Source organism: Paenibacillus sp. FSL F4-0236 (assembly GCF_038000135.1).
Taxonomy (GTDB): Bacteria; Bacillota; Bacilli; order Paenibacillales; family Paenibacillaceae; genus Paenibacillus_AQ.
In genome coordinates this window covers 5,728,852-5,747,470 of record NZ_JBBOBK010000001.1, presented here as the reverse complement: position 1 = coordinate 5,747,470, position 18,619 = coordinate 5,728,852, and the positions used below count along the sequence as shown (strand labels likewise).

Below are 18,619 nucleotides of genomic sequence, written 5' to 3'. Positions count from 1 at the left end.
TAAAGTCGCTCACAAGAGGTGAGAACAATTCAGTTTAAATCGAAAGTATTGCTTTACGCCGGTATCGGCTACGTTGTTGCTGTATTAACGAGTTCTTTTCTTCCCGAATTCATTTCTCTGCTGTTGCCTTTAGCGGGTGCGGGGATAGGTGCTCTGGTAACGAGAAGTCCAAGAACCAATCTCCCAGCGGAGGTGTTGCCAGCAGGCCCTGTGACGACACCTATTGCTAAGGCACCCGCTGCGAGTGCTCCTCAATTAAGCAACACGACAAATGATACTACATCAGGTAATCACAGCTATGACGGTAGGACTGAGAGCGCGGTGAAGATTGGACCGGAGTTCGCTCCGGTTGTGGAGTATCTTAGCATTCTGGAAGATATGATTATCTCAGAAGGGCAGAAGGATACGCTGGACAATGAAATTGTCGAGAAATCATTGGCGCTCTTCGCGAGGCTTCAACGTGTAATTCCACTGCTGCAGGAGCTGAATAACGGCGAGATTAATCATACGGTCCGCAGATTGATTCTGAAGGATTTGAATGGTGTAATCAACCCGTTCTTACGCCTAGGCGGTGAAGCAAAGACGAAGAATCGGAGAATGCTGCTGAACGGTCTAAGAGATGTCGATTCCAAAATATCGGATATTGCGTCCACGATCGAACATAAAGACCTGATGGAACTTCAGACGAAGGCGGAACTGATTCATCAGCGGTACAGCAGTTCCGAACTATAGGAGGGAATCCCATGTCCACGCAGTTGATCCAATTAAAAAAAGAAGATGAACAAAAGGTAGTCGAGGAAGCGGCACAATTAATTGAGAAGGTATCCCAAACGGATACTGTTACACTGGATTCCTTGATGGATGATATCGGTAAGCTTGGGGTTAAGACGCAGGAAAAAGCAGGACAAACCTTGAAGCTGCTAGATCGCCCGGTGAATGACCTGATGTCTGGTAAACGCGTTGAAGTGCCTAACATGATTATGAAGCTGCGGAATGAGTGTGAGAATCTGCAGCAAAGTAAGAATGTGAGCTTCTTTGGCAAGATGCTACGCAAGAGTCCGATGAAGAACTATGTGTACAAATATCAGTCGGTCCGTACGAACATTGATGCCATTGTTACAGGGCTTCGCGATGGTAGAGATACCCTCGAAGAGAGCATTGTGAATATGCGTCAGCTGAAACGTACTTCCATGGAAGAGATCTATAACCTACAGACCAAAATTGCTTTCGGCACTAAGTTGAAAGAGTTGTTCGAGGTAGAGATCGCGAAGCCTGAGAATGAGTACCGTAAAGCTTATCTGGAGCGCGGTTTGCGTAAAGTGATGGTTCGAATTCAGTCGATGACAGAAATGATTCTGCTGTACAATCAAGCGATTGCTGCTACAGATATTATTAATGACAATAATGACAAGCTGATTGATTCCGTGAATAACGCTATTGATAAGACCTCTAATCTGATCACGGTGTCGGCAATGATTGCGATGTCTTTAGCGGATCAGGAGAACGTCATCAATGCTGTAGAAGCGACGAATAAGACGATTGAAGATCAATTTAAAGAAAATGCACGTCTGCTGCGTACCACTACAGAGAAAACAACCGAGTTGCTGTCTAAGCCTTCTATGTCTATGGAAGCTGTGAATCAAGCGATCGGTGATCTGCTTAGCGCATTAGACACTTCAGAACAGTCCAACCGTCGCATTATTGAGAGCTGCCAGGATTATACGTCTAAAATGACGGCAATCAATACTCAACTAGGCAATCGTTTAGGACTAAATGAGGCGGACAAGCCTCAGGCACTGAAGCAAGGAGAGGCTGAGAGTCAACTGAGCAGTTTCTTGAACTAAATTTGTTTTGACAATAATAAAAATACAGAGAATAGATTGAGAAGCCTGTTGAATTCATTCAACAGGCTTTTTTAAACGCCAATACTCAATCATAAAGCCCTATCTTCACACATAAGTTGTCACAAGACTACATGTGGAGGAAGTGAGGATAGGCATATGATCTTAGGGTGCTTGATACTCGTGCTTATCATCGTAGCCAGTAGTGAAAGAGCAGAAGCGATTGCAAAAATGAATGAGGACACTTAGGATTTTTACCATGATTTGGTTCAAGTAATTTCCAGCTGGTTATTGGGTATAATAACGCAAGATTGCACGATTAGCCCATAACTAGCTGGAAAACCCAAATTCCTAAGGAGGTCACATGGAGAACGAGGCGCTGCTACAGGTTGAAAAATTAGCACTTAAGAAACAAAAGATCTATCGGCAAAGTATATTGCGCTATATTGCCAGAGCCATGCTGGCCAGTATGTTTATCGGGTTCGGCGTAATTGTAGCATTCAAGACAGGCAACTACTTCTATATGGAGCATTCACCATTTGCGTATCCAATGGCTGCGATTACTTTTGGAGCAGCGATCATCCTAATCTCATACGGGGGAGGGGACTTATTTACCGGAGATACTTTCTACTACACGTACACGGCTTTGAGGCGCAAAATGAAATGGACCGAGGTTGTACGCATGTGGGTCATGAGTTATATAGGTAACATTCTTGGTGCTGCTGCATTTGCACTGTTGATTTTTTTAACAGGCCTGTTTTACAGTTCTGATGTAAATGGTTTTTTACTATATGTGGTTGAGCATAAAATGGAGGCTCCGGCAGGTCAGCTTTTTTTCCGTGCTATCCTCTGTAACTGGCTCGTTTGTATGGCTTTTTTCATCCCGATGAATATAAAGGGCGATGGGGCCAAAATGTTCGCAATGGTCTTATTCGTATTCTGTTTTTTCATCTCCGGTTATGAGCATAGTATTGCCAATATGTGCACCTTTGCAATTGCATTAGTCCTTGACCATCCCGGAACGGTTTCGTGGGGCGGTGTGGTACATAATCTTGTGCCCGTTACAATCGGAAATCTAATTGGCGGTGGAGTTCTGATGGGGGTTATGTATTATTATGTGAACAAACCTTTTCTTGACGACACGAAGGATTAAGAAGAAATAATGTGCATCCGCAACTTCGCTCTTTAAAAGAGCGGAGTTTTTTTGTGCTGCAAGAAATTTATTCGCATTGGGATATTTTGATTTTTTAGGGTTCAAAAGGATTAGGGGGAAAGAAGTAGAATACATATTAGTATTACAAAATTGAAGATTCATACAGAATGGGGTAAGGCTTTGGAAAAGACAACAGGGGTACTGACGGATGAGACTATCATTAAGGCTTCCAATCAGCATTGCATGGATCAAGGAATAGACCCTGAGCAGCCTCCTATTTTTCCAAAATGTTATGCTGCAGATGAACTGGGGTCACAACTCCGTGTATATAGTGAAGTGATTGAGGTTATTGATTTTTTTGTGACTAAGTTTCTTTCTTCAGTAAAAGGTAATCCGATCCTTGTTACGATATCGGATGATGCAGGTTATCTATTGGCGTTCAAAGGGGATCCGACAATTATTGATCTCGTTGGGCAGGTTGGCATCAAAGAAGGTGTGCAACTAAATAAAGAAGTGGGTACAAATTCAATTGCGTTGTGTCTCGAACACCAGCGGCCTTTTCAGTTGAAGGGACAAGACCATTATCATCAAATTCTTCATCGTTTAGTATGCTGTACGGCTCCTTTTTATAAAGAGGATGGACGAGAAATATTGGGGACGATATCATTTATGGCGGATATAGATGTGGCGCATCCCCACTTATTGCCTTTACTCTGTACCATGGCTGACTCCATCGAACGCGAGATTTTGCTGCGTAGAGGGAATGCTGAGCTTCAGCTTTTAAATCGAATCCTATTGGATACCAATTATTTGGGTGTTATTATAACGGATGAACTCGGAACGATCGTCAATATAAATGAGAACTGCTTAAACATGCTTCATTTGGATGGTGAACATCAAGAATCTGTTATCGGTGCCAGTGTCTTCGAAATTCGAAATGTGGGCTCTTATTTTCAGCATGTCATTCTTCAGCAAGAGGCATGTGCTGGGCTGGAAGTGATTCAAGAGAGCAACGGTTTGTTTGAACATTATATGCTGGATGTGCTTCCGGTTTATGATTCGAATGCATGTTTAGCTCGTGTGATTGGGAGTCTTCGTAATATCACAGAGATGAAAAAAACGGAAGAAGTGCTGCGCAATACAGAGAAGCTAGTGGTTGCTGGACAACTAGCCATGAGTATCGCACATGAGATTCGCAATCCGCTAACTACAGTCAAAGGAATGCTTCAACTGGCCAATAAAGATTCGCAACTGCTACATTATGATCTTATTATGTCAGAAGTAGAAAGAATGAACCTCATTGTGAGTGAGTTCCTCATACTAGGTAAACCGCAGGCCGCGCATTATAGGGTAGAACAATGTAGCACGATTCTGCAGGAAGTGCTCAGCATCTTTGCGATTCAAGTGGAGATGAATAATATATCATTGAACACGCAATTCCATTTTGATGCGAATATCTTGTGTGATCGCAATCATATCAAGCAGGTCTTCCTAAACATCCTAAGAAACTCAATGGAAGCCTTGCCCTTTGGCGGAAGCATTACAGTTGCCCTAGATGTGGAGAATGGATTCCAGAAGATTACCTTCACAGACAACGGAGAGGGTATGAACCGGGAAGTACTCGATAAATTAGGCCAGCCTTTTCACACGACCAGAGGTGATGGTAATGGACTGGGAATCATGATTGTTAAAAAGATAGTATCTGCACATAGAGGGCGAGTGGCCATAGCGAGTGAAGTGGGCGTAGGTACGGCCGTTACGATTTATCTGCCAATAAAATAAAGGGCTTGTCATGACTATTTCTTCGTCATGCAAGCAGTAATTCATAATAAAAGACTCTTCCGCCCAAGCAGGCTGGAAGAGTCTTTTGTTTGGAGATAGTCTACCACTTGGATCCGCCTGATGAATTTCGGCCGGACTTCCCTCCGCCGCCCCAAGAAGATCCGCCGGAGGATTTGCCACCGCTGCCGCCTCCACCCCAGGAGGAGCCACCGGAGGAGCGTCCTCCACCGAATCCACCTGATGAAGGAGGGCCAGAGGACATTCGTTTGCGAGCCTGCGCGCGACGTTGCTGTTCTCTCATCATAGCTAATTGAGCTAGTCGTTCTTCTTCTTCCTTCTGACGAACGAGTCGGTTCGCTTCATTCACAAAGGAAGTGATCTGTGAATCATAAGAACGGCCAAGGGACTCCAGTTCCTCAAGATTATAAGGCCGGGATGCCAGGCGATGATCCAGTGCACTGTATTCCGGCAGTAAGGATAGCTCGAAGTGAATTCTAGAAGATAATCCTCTGCTATGCAGCATTCGCTGGGTCGTTTCCACCCGGCTTTGCCCTTCGGAAAAGAGGCGAGTGACCTTATCCAGTCTTTCATGAAGTGCATTTAGACTTTGTGAGACGCCATCGAACTGTCTTGCAGCTTCATCTAGGAGGGACAGCAACTGTTCTAGCGCATTGTGGGCCTTATCATATTCGCCGCGCTCATCACTGGTCCAATTCTCAATCTGCGCCACTTCACTAGCACCTTCCCGAAGGCGTGTGCTCCACTCTGTAAGGATGTTCTCCACAGTTGACACATGTTGTTCTTCAAAATACATACGTGCTTCGGTAATCCGGCTTTGCAGTCCGTCTCGCCGCTGTTTTAATTGGCTCCATTCGGTGCGGAATGTCTCTAAATCTCTGCGGTTGTTCTGCCGAAGGAGTGCTTGTTGTTCTGTCATAGCAACAGCCTCATCCAGGAGAAGGTCAAGAGTGGCGCCAATCTTGCGCACCTCATCCATATCTCCAACACGCAGCGGCGCTTCAAGCGTCAGCGATTCTGCGCGGGCCTGCTCCAGACGGTCAAATGGTTTTACCTTCATGTTGTGGAGTGAATTCTGCTCGATGATGTTTGTGATTTTGGTACGGACTGCAGCTAATACCGTAGGGAACTGGTTTAGCTTATCATCGTAGAGATCGACATCCTTCAGGTCTTGTTCAATCTTTTCTTGGCGATCTTGTGCATCCTCGGTAATTTCTTGTGCGGCGATAGGGTCAAAAAGCTCCAATTGATCTGCCTTAGAGGTCTCCTCGGCAAGCTCCTTGAGCTCTTCTACAATTTCTTGAAGTGCATAGCCAGTTTCTTTAACCGCACCTTGTAGCTGCTCTTCAAGCTCTGGTGCATCCTCTTTCAGCTCTGTAATTCGCTGTTTAACATTGCGATCAGCTTCACTGATGACAGCAATGTTCTTCTCTTCCTCCTCAAGCGCTGCGCGGAAGGAGTCCTCTGTCTGCTGTAATTGTTCCACGGCTGCCTTAAGGGCAGTCAAACGATAAAAGGGTGGCTGTACACCTTGCCCATCATTTTGCAGTGAAGAGATTTCAACGAGCTTTGCAGAGAGTCGTTTTGAAATGCCTTCTACCAGTACCTCGGTTTTTCCCTGAACGATCCCTTGAAATGGCTTTAATGACTCCAATGCTCGATTCGCCCGTACTAGCAAATCGGATAACTGCTCTTGTTGTACGTTTAGCTGTTTGCGTCGACGTAGACCTGTGATCACAATAAATAGCACAAGTAGTATTAGTACGATTCCGATTAGAATGGCGGCAATCGTAAACATGGAGCTACTGGAGCGGCTTCCTGTACTGACCGAGTTCCCTGGTTTACCGGAGGTTCCGTTCCCTAAACCGCTATTCGTACTGCCAACTGCGCTACCGCTTCCTGCACTTCCTCCAGCATTTCCGGTACTCTCCCCGATGGAATGAACCGCTTTAATTAAAGCCTTTGTCCCTCCAGCGAAGTCTCCTTCTCTGGCATAAGGGATGAAATAAGTATCAAGCAGCGCTGTAATGGCAGCAATTCCTGATTTTCCTCCCTGATTTTGGGACCAGGCATTTAACGAGGTTTGAAAGCCAGGATTGTTAAAATTAAGTTCAATGGACTGATCGCCAGCGGAGATCAGCAAGAGAATATCGCGAGTGGACAGTCCCCATGAGGCGTAAGTATCCTCGGCGTATTTATCGGCCGGAGTGCCGTTTAAGGAATCTACGGTGAGTACATGCATAGTAACGAGATCTCCAGTGGCAGCAGCAGAAATGGACGTCGCTTCTGCGGAACTAAACATTCCAGCTTTATCGGTTACTAATCCCTGCTCAGCAGGGATTTCGGCGGCGTATGCAACGGGTATCCATAACACGCTGATCAATAAGAATAAAGCTAAATACTTTTTCAAGCTGACACGCTCCAATCTGAAGGACTTTGTATTCAATATATTATGCTGATAATTATACTATATCATTAACCTTCACGTGACGCGGGGATACTCCTATTCTTACATGGCTGCCAATCATACAAGCAAAAAAAGCCGCATTCCCTAAAGGAATGCGGCGAATATTCAGAAAGATTATCTTGTCGGCAGACAAAGAATGTATTGCAATCTGGATTTAATTTCTTTTTGCCATTTTAAATCTCCAACTTTAACGGCAAGATTGAGCAGATCCAGATAATCGTCAACCTGTAGTGTTGTTCGGGTAGAGGTAACGTTCATGGGTGATCAGTCTCCTTTTAACTTAAATATAGTAAAGTGAAATCAATAACTTATTTAATAATGATAATCATTATCAACTTGTATCATTATTGCTATTATCCACATTTTCCATCTAAAAAGCAATATAAAAATGTAGCATCCGTAATTTTATATAATTTACAAAGGGAAGGGTTCATTGATGGGATTTGCGTATATTATGTGACGAGGAAAGAAAAAGCAGGGGTATTGCCATATTTTGTCGAATAACATTTAGGATATTACTGTAAATTCAGTAAAAAGGGGGAATGAGCGATGAAGCAGTACAGACTGTTGCTTCTGATTAGCATTCTATTTATGCTCTTACCTCCTACTGCCATTCACGCCGAAAGAAAGGAGATCGAATATCAAGTAGAGCTGGAATATCCACCTTATAAATATATAAAAGATGGGTACATGACCGGTTTTGATATTGAATTGAGTAATATGATCTTTGAGAAGCAGGATTACGATGTCCACTACAGTACAGGGAAGTGGCCTGATGTATATAATCGGCTCGTTCAGGGAGATATCGAAACAGCGGGTCTAATGGCAGTAACGGAAGGACGACAACAAGAGTTGTTATTTTCGGAACCTGTTTTCAAAAGCTATATTTCAATCTACGCAAGGCGAGGGCTTAAGGGTGAGATCGATTTAAATAAGCTTGGAGGTTATAAGGTAGGTCTAGGAAACGGGCAGTATTCTGAAACAGTACTGAACGGGAAACTGGGAATTAATGATTACGTAGAATATGCAACGATTCCTGAAGCCTTGGAGGCTTTAGAAAAAGGGGAGATTGACCTTCTATTTGAGAATCAGGAGGTGGTCGATTATCTGCTCGTTGAACAGGGGAAGACGGACAGTATTATTAAGAAAATGAATGATCTTTATCCCAGGGATGTGGCTTTTGCAATCAATAAGTCTACACCGGAGTTAGTTTCTTATGTTAACGAGAGATTGGAGGAATTACAGCATTCGGGTGCTTTTGAAGAATTGTACCAGAACTATTTCTTCGTTCATTCTGATTATTATAAAGGCATGATCCACAAAAGATGGGTTTACGGAGCAATCCTTCTATTCTGTCTTCTTATTCTGGGTGGAGTCCTGCTTAAAATGAATATTAATCGTTTACGGCGTGCTGTTTATTCAGAGCATCAATTTTTTGAGGATGTTATAGAGCATAGTGGCATGGTAGTTTGGGCGGTGCAGACAGATAAAAAGGTAGTGCGGTTTAACAAGTTCGCTGAGCGGATGACGGGTTTAAGCGAAAAAGAGGTGCTGGGAGTAAATATTGAGGATATCGGTGGTCTAAAAGGTAGTACGGCTGCAATCCGTGATCTTTTGATGCGGGCAATACGGAATGAATATGTTAACAACGTAGAAATTAAGCTCCCAGACCAGTCATCTGAAGCGCGATATTTCTCATTCCGGACAGCCTTATTAAAAGGACTTGATAAGCAAGCAGCCGATATCTTTGTACTTGTAGGTGTGGATATCGATAATCGTAAACAAAATGAGCTGAGGCTACAGCTAAGTTATAAGGAATTGGAAGCTACATACGAAGAGCTCTCAGCGACAGAGGTCGATCTACAGGAACAATTTAATAGGCTTCAAATCAGTGAACGACGTTTCCGGCTCACCACAGAAGGTTCTGGTGCATATATGTGGGAGTTTGATTTGGAGGCGAGACGATTTCATTTATCAGACCGATGGTATGACCTCATAGGTTACACGAAGGATGAAATCAACTCGTTTGAAGAGGGAGCTTTTAGTATTGTTCATCCCGATGACCTAGCTTCAACCCGTAAGCTTAAACATGATCACCTGGAGGGTGTTACACCTATTTTCGAAACGGAGTTCCGCATGATTACCAAAGACAATCAAATCGTGTGGTTTGAAGTTAGGGGTAAGGCTACCGTTAATCCAAAGGATGAAGTTCTGTTATTCATGGGCTCCTTGATTGATATCAGCGAGCGGAAGCAAGCGGAGCTTAATCTGAGCAACAGCTACCAAGAACTTGGGGCGACCTATGAGCAGCTCGCGACTACTCAACAGGAGCTTCTAGTACAATATAATATGCTTCTAGACAATCAGAAACATATGCATCGTCTGGCTTATGTGGATGCGCTCAGTAATTTACCTAACCGTTTATGTCTGCTGGAGACCATGGAGAAGTATCTAAAGCATCCGGGAGGGAAATTTGCACTACTGTTTCTAGATTCAGATAATTTCAAATACATCAACGATACCTTAGGTCATAAATCCGGGGATGTACTCATCCGGAAGGCAAGTGAGAGATTGCAGTCACTGATGCGGGAAGGAGATATGCTCTCACGGCTAGGTGGAGATGAATTTGTCATTTTTATTAAGGGTACTGAGGATCGTGAGGCTGTGTTGAATCTGGCAGAGCGTATAATGAGAGCGTTCAGGCAGTCCTTTTTAATAGGAGAGAGTAATCTGTATGTCTCGCTAAGCATCGGAATTTCCTTTTATCCAGAGGATGGGGAGACGGCCGAGCAAATTTTGAGTAATGCGGATGTGGCGATGTACCGTGCTAAAGAGGATGGCAAGGGAACTTATGTAGTCTATGACAAATCGATGCATACAGCGTTTAATGAACGAATGAATATAGAGAAACATTTGCGCAATGCAATGAACAATAATGAATTTGAACTGAACTATCAGCCCCAGATGGATATCGAATCCGGATTCATCTCAGGCTTTGAAGCTTTAATTCGTTGGAACAGCCCATCGCTTGGTTCTGTATCTCCACTTTCGTTTATAAAAATTGCTGAGGATTCCAGACTGATCATCGATATTGGTGAATGGGTGCTTCGCGAATCTTGCATCTTTATGAAAGGTATTCAAGATCGTACAGGTGTTCCTTATAAAATATCGGTCAATATTTCGATTATTCAGCTATTCCAGAACGATTTTATCGAGATGGTACAGGATAGTCTGGCAGTAAGTGGCCTAAATCCAAGCTGTCTTGAGCTGGAAATCACGGAGTCTATTTTTATGAAATCATTTGAGAGTATTCTGGGTAAGCTGCAGTTTCTTAAATCTAAGGGCATTAGTATCGCCTTGGATGATTTCGGAACGGGCTACTCATCACTTAGCTATTTGCAGCAATTGCCGATTTCAACGCTCAAGATGGATAAAACCTTTATTGATTCACTCTCAGAAAAAGCTAACAGCCAGTCTTTTGTGCAGTCCATTATACAGTTGGGGCATAATATGGGACTGAAAGTTGTAGCAGAGGGTGTAGAAGAGGTTATTCAAATGGATTTGCTCAAGCAATTAGGCTGCGACAAGGTTCAAGGCTACCTGATTAGCAGACCTGTGCCGAAGCAGGCAGTCGTAGAGCTTTTGGAAACACAGAGGCACTATGGGATTTAGCAGTCAGATTCAAACAGATGAACACAAACAAGCCCGTGAAAAGATCCGTGGGCTTATTTGTTCAAATATAAGAATTTATAAGTCTCACGCTATATATTATCCTTATATTTCTCGCATAAACGCTTACCGTCCATTAGGGACGTCGAAGGCGTTTTTGCTTGTGTTCGGTCTTTAGCCGATTACGATTTTGTTCTTCCCGGTATTCTTAGCCTCGTAAAGTGCATCGTCTGCTTTCTGAAATGTAGAATTTTTGGAATCTGTACCTATAAAATCGTGCATACCGATACTGACGGTTACGCTTTTGCCGTTCATTTCCGCAAAAGGGGTATCGGAGATGGACGTTAGAATATGCTTCATAATCTCATGAGAATGATCAAGGGTTTTAGAAGTCAGAATGACGACAAATTCTTCCCCGCCAAAGCGAGCCGCGAAATCATCAGGACCGACATGCTCGAGGAGGATCGCTGCAACCTTTTGTAATACGATATCTCCAACGGAATGCCCATAGGAATCATTTACTTTTTTGAAGTTGTCGATGTCCATAACGGCTAGCTGCATGGGAAATGGATTACTCTGCTGATGATCGATCAGCCATCCTAAGTATTCATGAAACGTCTTATGATTATAAAGGTCCGTCAGAGGATCGATCTTGGATAGCCGATCCATGATTATATTCTGAATGCGTAATTCCTGTTCTGACTTTACGGAGTTCTCCAGTGATCTCATCAAATCACGCCCACGACCGATGACTGCAAAGCCTGCTAAAGCAGTAGCAGCAAAAATAAGAACAATAATGATAGTTTGGGTGATGGGGACGTATCCGTGATTAGATGCCTTGATGAATAAAATGATCGTGTACAGTAGACAAACAGCAGAAGAGGCTATCATATAACTAGACTTCATATAGATCATGGATACAAGCAGCGGCAGCAGCATAATTAATGACATTACATACAGTTCATCATTGAGATTGATGATAATCAGAAGCGCAAATAAATGGCTCGCTACTGTAATAGCTAGCTCGGACCATAAGGGTTTCCATCTATAGATAAATTCCAGAATAATGATCAAAGTCAATATGATGGAATCAGGAATCAGCGACTGAGTAATAAACTCTCCCATGGTTAGGGTATCCGAATGTTGGCCCCATAGGCATTGAGAAACAAACATATGAATACTTAAATCCACAATCAGGATGATCCAGAATGCATTAAGCAGCACGCGATTCCAATGGGTCTGACGAGGAGTTTGAGATGTAGTATGCATAATGTGTTCCTCTTTTCCAGTGGCAATTTGCTTATATATTCGACAATAATTACGGATTCCCTCTCGACCAATTATCTCCAAATATATTCGTATATTACGGTAACGTTGGTGTAGGTCCTCCAGGGATATGGATTTGCGTGTGAAAAGACTGATCGAAAAGGAATAGTATAGAAAGTATTTCCTTTAATTAACTCTGCTGATATAATGTTAGAATACATAACATCAATCGAGTGGAGTGGGAATAATGATGCAGATTCGCCCTAGCCAGATTTTTGTAGTCGTCCTGTTGCTCCTTGTCAGTGTTTACAGTTTGTTGATAGACATGTTCTGGATTCATAAGCTGGTAATCATCCTGCTTATGGCCTCTCTAGGCTGGGTCCTACTAAATTTGTCCCGCTACGGTTACCGCAAAGAAGCGCTGCTGAAGGAGTCGCAGAATAAAGTTGAGCTGCTTGGCAATGAGATTGTAGTTACTTCGGACCGACTGCATGGTGCACTCGAAGAAATCAGTCGTCATACAGAAGAGCTGCAGCGGACAGCAGATTATTCACATGAATACGAGATGGATTTGCGGATTCGCAGTAACGAAGCTAAAGCTAATATTGAAGGTGCTTATCAGACAATGGGCGGAGTAGCATCCGTTACCGCACATATCGAAGAGTTGACGGAGAGACTGGGGTCAAATATGAAATATGCTCGTCAAGGAATGACAACCATGGTTGATTCCTTGAGCATCGCAGATGCTGTGATGAAGGATTTACAGATGCAGAGCGGGGACATGTTAGCTAAGTTTACTATCTTGAGTAATCATATTGCGATGGTAGAAGAGATCAATACGCTTATTAACGGAATTGTGGATGAGACCTCACTGCTAGCGCTTAATGCTTCCATAGAAGCGGCCCGGGCCGGGGAACAGGGCCGCGGATTTGCGGTGGTGGCCAGCCGGATTCGGCAGCTGGCTGATCAAAGCAAGAGCTCGGTAGACCGTTCCTCTGGCATCTTGCTCGACATAAATAACGGAGTACAGCAGGTGCTGGAATCCGTGACGAAAGAGCAAGCTTCAGTGGAACGTGGGGTGAACGAGGTCGGCACTGTGAAGCTTCGACTCGATGATATCGCGTCGAGAGTCGATGAGGTAGGCAGCGCCGTAACAGAAACCATCGATGCTGCCGCGAAGCAGAGCAAGCTGATTGTTGAAGTGACGACGGAGCTGAGTGGGGCAGTGGCTATCGTGAATGAGACGATTGCCAATGTCGATCTTACGCTGGAACAAGTGACACGGCAGCGGAGCCAGATCGGGCAGCTGAACGAAGTCAGCGCTAATCTGTTAGCGGAGTCGCAATCGTTGCAGCAATCGGTTACCAGCGTAGCAGCCCGAGAAGAAATCGAGATGAGCCAATATGCTGCCCGGCTTCAAGAAATGCAGAGTCTCTTGGAGACAATTTCAGCTAAGGAAGAACTGTACGACCCAGATACTGAAGTTCATCAAGGTGTTTTGACCTCTTACATTAAAAAAATTCCGGATGTACAAGCCATTTGGTCCAATCGGACGGATGGGACCTTTATCTATTCCGAGCCAGCGGCTGGCCTCTTGAATGCCAAGCGACGTGATTGGTGGAATGGGGCCATAAATGAAGGTCAATATGTCTCGAAGCCTTATGTATCAGCGATTACGAAGCGTTCTTGTATTACATTATCCAGAGCGATTAAGAATCGTCAGGGAGATGTCGTTGGTGTAGTAGGTATCGATTTGGCGGTGTAATAAAACCAGAAAAGCAAGCCCTGCTATATTGGGGGCTTGCTTTTTGTTATTTTAGGTAGTGCTGATCTGCAACTGTTTCCACGTCGCCTGCCAGTTCTTTTTAATAACGCGTTGTTCATAAATAGGGAGTAAGCTCGGGTTTTCAGTAAAATGTGGGGTAGGTCGTAATACTACATGAATAACATCGGAAATTCCGTGTGGAGCGACTAGGATGATTTTACCTGATGGATCTAGGGAGAGCCCAAGCGCTGTGGCGGTTTCCGGAAACTTGGATATCGCATCAACAGCTGATGTATAAGGTGGAAGTTGATTGACGGTATGCATTCTTGCTTCATTTTTAACAGACCAGGGAACATTGGGGTTTAAATCTCTTAGCTTCGCCTCCCAATCCTTCTCCACTTCCTCTTGAAGATTGCTGTCGTCATAATAAATAACATCAACATCTGGCAAAGGTGTCCGTTCTTCGAAGCCATGAAGGGTATCCCAAATTTTTGCACGCACAAAGCCAGCGCAAACCCACCAGTCAGGTAACTGCAGCGATCTAGCATTTTCTAATATATCCATCATCCAGGGATCATTTTGTACAAGCTGTATGATATCTGCCTCGTGTTCTAATTTTTGCAAACCGCCCACCTCCGTATATGTATGCTTTTATTCTGTTCATATCATACAACAAGAGTTTCAATAGAGGTATTAAAGGATAGGCTGAATGGACAGAGGCATGAACTATCTTTATAATAAGTCGACATCTAGTCCTTTGGAGGCGGTGACCGTGCAATATACGTTTACGATATTACTGCAATTATTCGAAAGAGCAGCACTACTGCTGATGTGTCTGTTCGTGCTGACTCGTCTGCCGCGGTTTAAAGAGATTTTTCAAAAAGGAACCTACGCCCCGCAGGAGCTTGCCATAGCGACGACGATCTTCAGTTTATTCGCCATCTTCGGTACCTATAGTGGCATTAATGTGGAAGGCTCGCTTGTGAATGTGCGAATTATCGCCATCGTGTCTGGTGGGATTTTGTTCGGGCCATGGGTAGGACTCATAACAGGCATCATCTCAGGGGTTCACCGTTTTTTAATTGATATCGGAGGGGTAACCTCTCTTCCTTGTCTGATTACGAGTATTACCGCAGGGATTGTGTCAGGGGTAATATACCGCCGCACTTCTGGTGAACGTCGCTGGATGGCCGGTATTTTGGCCGGGATGGCCTGTGAAGCCCTGACGATGCTGCTCATTCTAGTGATGGCCGAACCGTCGTCGCTGGGTGTGGATATCGTGTCCAAAATTGCTTTTCCGATGATTATGAGCCAGATTAGTGTCGGTCTGATTGTCATGCTAGTGCAGAGTGTGGAAGGTGAAAAGGAACGGATTGCGGCGAAGCAGTCCAAGCTGGCACTGGATATTGCCAATAAGACCTTGCCTTATTTTCGCAATATTAATCCCGAGTCGCTTCGTACCATCTGCCAAATTATCAAAGAAGATATCGGTGCAGACGCTGTAGCTATTTCGGATACAAGACTTATTCTCGCTTACGTTGGTGTTGGGGAAGAGGACTATACTACGACCAATGAAATTATAAGTGAAGAAACTAAGGTGACGTTGTCCAGTGGTGAAATTACGATCCGTAACGACGATAGTGATTATGTGAATCCAGAGATTAAATCGCTGATTATTATTCCATTGAAGGAAAAAGGCGAAGTGACGGGAGCGCTCAAAATCTATTACACCAGAGCCCACAAGATCACTTATTCTCTACAAGCTATGGCTGTAGGCTTGTCGCAAATGATCTCTACGCTAATGGAAGTATCGCGGGTTGAGGGCATTAAAGAAATGGCGAACAAAGCAGAGCTAAAGGCGCTGCAGACAAGCATTAACCCACACTTTCTGTTCAATGCGCTGAACGCGATTGCGTCCTCGATTCGGATTAACCCGGATAAGGCGCGCGAGCTGATCGTGAATCTGTCCGGTTATATGAGATACAATCTGGAGCTAACGGATGAATTCATTGATATTAAGCGCGAGCTGCAACAGGTTCAACAATACGTAGAGATTGAAAAAGCGCGCTTCGGAAGCCGGCTTAATGTCCTCTATGATATTGATGAGGTTCAGGTTCGGATTCCGAGTCTACTCATTCAGCCGCTTGTAGAGAATGCGATCATACATGGCATACTGAAGGTACGAGGGACGGGAACCGTAACGATTTCTGTAAAAGATCAAGGCGATAATGTGCGAGTTGGCATTCGGGATACCGGAGCTGGCATCAGCGAAGAAACCATAGAGAAGGTCTATGCTGGCGATATGCCGGAGAATAAGATCGGACTGTTTAATGTACATCAACGGGTCAAGCTCATCTATGGAACTGGTCTTACGATTCAGAGGCTCGATAAAGGGACGAACATTTATTTTGATGTCAAAAAGGAGGGTCTATGAGAGCAATTATTGTGGAGGATGAAGAGCTAGCAAGACAGGAACTGGCTTATTTAATAGAAACTCACAGTGGGATCGACATTGCCGCACAATTTGAAGATGGGCTGGATGCACTCAAATTTTTACAGGTTGAGACGGTAGATGTGATTTTTCTGGACATTAACATTCCCTCGATCGACGGAGTCCTGCTGGCTCAGAATATTAGCAGATTCTCGGTAAAACCTTATATAGTGTTTATTACTGCGTATAAGGAGCATGCCGCCGAGGCATTTGAGATTGAAGCGTTTGACTATATTCTTAAACCCTACAGTGAGGTTCGCATTAAGGCTATGCTGCACAAGCTAGAGGGGGCGTTCGCTGCTCGCGGAAGACAGGGGGAAGAGGAACGTAATCCAGTTAGTGATAAGGTGAATCTGTGGAAAAATGAAAAGATTATCGTAGTGAATGCTGATGATATTTATTACGCCTCCGCACAAGAGAAAAGTACGAGCGTAATAACTAAAGGTGAGGAATATAGTATGGCGCTCAGCATCAGCGATTTTTATAATCGACTGCCGGAGGATCGTTTTTTCCGCTGCCATCGTTCCTATATCGTTAACCTGTCCAAAATCAAGGAAATCATCCCTTGGTTCAACAATACATACTTGCTGCGCCTGCATGATTTGGAGTTTGAGGTGCCGGTAAGTCGAAGCAAGGTAAAGGAATTCAGGCAGATCATGCGCCTATAAATGCAGTTCATTCTTCATTTTCGTCATCTCATGCCAGATTTCTCTCAACATCCGCTGGTTTAGCTACAATAAAGAGGCAATAGAAGCTCTTGTAGCAGATCACGAGAGGGAAAGAAGGAATAGACCATGACTTCGACGATGGACAACAAAAACGCCAAACGGTGGCTTATCGTATTAGGAACAGTAATTATGCAGATGGGTCTAGGTACCATTTATACATGGAGCTTATTCAATGCACATCTGGTAACAAAATTCGGATGGGAGCTTAATTCTGTTTCGATTACGTTTTCGATCACGAGCTTTGCACTCGCTTTTGCGACTTTGTTCGCAGGGAAATTGCAGGATCGTTTTGGTCTTCGCCGGTTAACTGCCGCCGCAGGGATTGTGCTTGGTCTAGGATTGATTCTTAGCTCTCAGGCGAATTCGCTTCTAATGTTCTATATATTGGCTGGTGTAATCGTTGGTTTTGCAGACGGAACAGCTTATATCACTTCATTATCTAACTTAATTAAATGGTTTCCGAATAATAAAGGCTTAATCTCCGGTGTGTCCGTGGGTGCTTACGGAACGGGGAGTTTGATTTTTAAATATATCAATGGTAGTTTGATCGACTCGGTGGGTGTGTCTAATACGTTTATGTATTGGGGCATGATTGTTATGGTGATGATTGTAATCGGTTCCTTACTCGTCAGAGAAGCTCCAGTACAAGCGGCATCACTGGGTGCAACAGCAACATCGACTATCGCTAAACCAAAAGACTACACGGTAAAAGAAATGCTACGCACGAAAGAAGCTTATCTGTTATTCATTATTTTCTTTACCGCTTGTATGTGTGGTCTGTATTTGATCGGTATTGTAAAAGACATCGGTGTGCAGCTGGCTGGACTTGATGTACAGACGGCAGCTAATGCCGTAGCGATGATCGCAATTTTTAATACAGCAGGACGTTTGATCTTGGGTGCCTTGTCTGACAAAATGAGCCGTTTGAAGCTGGTAGGCGCTTCGCTTGCAGTAACGGCAGCCGCTATGTTGACCCTTAGCTATGCGACGCTGAATTTCGGACTGTTCTTCACTTGTGTAGCTGCCATTGCATTCTGCTTCGGGGGTAACATTACAGTGTTCCCGGCAATTGTCAGTGACTTCTTTGGTCTTAAGAATCACAGTAAGAACTATGGAATCGTATATCAAGGTTTCGGTATTGGAGCCCTTTCAGGTTCGTTCATCGCCGTCTTCCTGGGCGGGTTTAAACCTACTTTCGTGATCTTTGGTCTCTTGTGTCTTCTGGCCTGCATCATCGCGATTTCGCTAAAACCGCCGGTGGAGAAAGCAAAAGAGAAGAAAGCGCTTCGCCTCAAAGCTACAGAACGGACGGCTTAAAGGTAAAAAGACAATAAATTAAACAAAGACGTACAAACTGACAACAGTTGTACGTCTTTTTTCTATTGGCGGGCAGTAGTCCGTGGAGCATGTGAAACAAAAAAACTAAGGTGATCTGAATT

The 18,619-nt window shown here is 44.0% G+C and carries 13 protein-coding genes; 9 read left to right on the top strand and 4 right to left on the bottom strand.

What is annotated here, in order from left to right:
* Positions 1–27 precede the first annotated feature (27 nt).
* From NSQ29_RS25640 to NSQ29_RS25625, 4 genes are all read left to right on the top strand, one after another.
* On the top strand, positions 28–732 hold the full coding sequence (locus tag NSQ29_RS25640) for a hypothetical protein (protein ID WP_042193161.1): 705 nt from the start codon (positions 28–30) through the stop codon (positions 730–732).
* 11 nt (positions 733–743) lie between these two features.
* Positions 744–1,844 (top strand): toxic anion resistance protein, encoded by a 1,101-nt coding sequence (locus NSQ29_RS25635; protein ID WP_042184271.1) that lies wholly within the window; start codon positions 744–746, stop codon positions 1,842–1,844.
* Between the two features lie 361 nt (positions 1,845–2,205).
* Positions 2,206–2,994 (top strand): formate/nitrite transporter family protein, encoded by a 789-nt coding sequence (locus NSQ29_RS25630; RefSeq protein WP_341058991.1) that lies wholly within the window; start codon positions 2,206–2,208, stop codon positions 2,992–2,994.
* Positions 2,995–3,144: 150 nt separating this feature from the next.
* Positions 3,145–4,776 carry an ATP-binding protein gene (locus NSQ29_RS25625; RefSeq protein WP_341043752.1) on the top strand — a complete coding sequence of 544 codons (1,632 nt, stop codon included), beginning with the start codon at positions 3,145–3,147 and terminating at the stop codon, positions 4,774–4,776.
* Between the two features lie 100 nt (positions 4,777–4,876).
* Here NSQ29_RS25625 and NSQ29_RS25620 read toward each other — a convergent pair whose 3' ends face one another.
* Both NSQ29_RS25620 and NSQ29_RS25615 read right to left on the bottom strand, forming a co-directional pair.
* Positions 4,877–7,204, bottom strand: a complete 2,328-nt coding sequence (locus tag NSQ29_RS25620; protein WP_341126406.1) for a septation ring formation regulator EzrA — start codon at positions 7,202–7,204, stop codon at positions 4,877–4,879.
* 171 nt (positions 7,205–7,375) lie between these two features.
* Complete coding sequence (locus NSQ29_RS25615) at positions 7,376–7,519, bottom strand: hypothetical protein (RefSeq protein WP_167348483.1); 144 nt, start codon at positions 7,517–7,519, stop codon at positions 7,376–7,378.
* 291 nt (positions 7,520–7,810) lie between these two features.
* Here NSQ29_RS25615 and NSQ29_RS25610 point away from each other — a divergent pair, with 291 nt between their 5' ends.
* Positions 7,811–10,933: an EAL domain-containing protein gene (locus NSQ29_RS25610; RefSeq protein ID WP_341126405.1), complete on the top strand. Its 3,123-nt coding sequence runs from the start codon at positions 7,811–7,813 to the stop codon at positions 10,931–10,933.
* A gap of 171 nt (positions 10,934–11,104) precedes the next feature.
* Here the strand turns inward: NSQ29_RS25610 and NSQ29_RS25605 are convergent, their stop codons facing one another.
* The gene (locus NSQ29_RS25605) at positions 11,105–12,199 is read right to left on the bottom strand and encodes a GGDEF domain-containing protein (RefSeq protein WP_341126404.1); all 1,095 of its coding nucleotides are present in this window, start codon (positions 12,197–12,199) and stop codon (positions 11,105–11,107) included.
* 244 nt (positions 12,200–12,443) lie between these two features.
* Here NSQ29_RS25605 and NSQ29_RS25600 point away from each other — a divergent pair, with 244 nt between their 5' ends.
* The gene (locus tag NSQ29_RS25600; protein ID WP_341126403.1) at positions 12,444–13,961 is read left to right on the top strand and encodes a methyl-accepting chemotaxis protein; all 1,518 of its coding nucleotides are present in this window, start codon (positions 12,444–12,446) and stop codon (positions 13,959–13,961) included.
* A 51-nt stretch (positions 13,962–14,012) separates the two neighbouring features.
* Here the strand turns inward: NSQ29_RS25600 and NSQ29_RS25595 are convergent, their stop codons facing one another.
* Complete coding sequence (locus NSQ29_RS25595; protein ID WP_149646368.1) at positions 14,013–14,528, bottom strand: nucleotidyltransferase family protein; 516 nt, start codon at positions 14,526–14,528, stop codon at positions 14,013–14,015.
* Between the two features lie 262 nt (positions 14,529–14,790).
* Here NSQ29_RS25595 and NSQ29_RS25590 point away from each other — a divergent pair, with 262 nt between their 5' ends.
* From NSQ29_RS25590 to NSQ29_RS25580, 3 genes are all read left to right on the top strand, one after another.
* Positions 14,791–16,395 carry a sensor histidine kinase gene (locus NSQ29_RS25590; protein WP_341126811.1) on the top strand — a complete coding sequence of 535 codons (1,605 nt, stop codon included), beginning with the start codon at positions 14,791–14,793 and terminating at the stop codon, positions 16,393–16,395.
* Positions 16,392–17,120 carry a LytR/AlgR family response regulator transcription factor gene (locus NSQ29_RS25585; protein ID WP_042184277.1) on the top strand — a complete coding sequence of 243 codons (729 nt, stop codon included), beginning with the start codon at positions 16,392–16,394 and terminating at the stop codon, positions 17,118–17,120. Before NSQ29_RS25590 ends, NSQ29_RS25585 begins: the two co-directional genes overlap by 4 nt.
* A gap of 138 nt (positions 17,121–17,258) precedes the next feature.
* Positions 17,259–18,497, top strand: coding sequence for an L-lactate MFS transporter (locus NSQ29_RS25580; protein ID WP_339268334.1), 1,239 nt, complete (start codon positions 17,259–17,261; stop codon positions 18,495–18,497).
* Positions 18,498–18,619 lie beyond the last annotated feature (122 nt).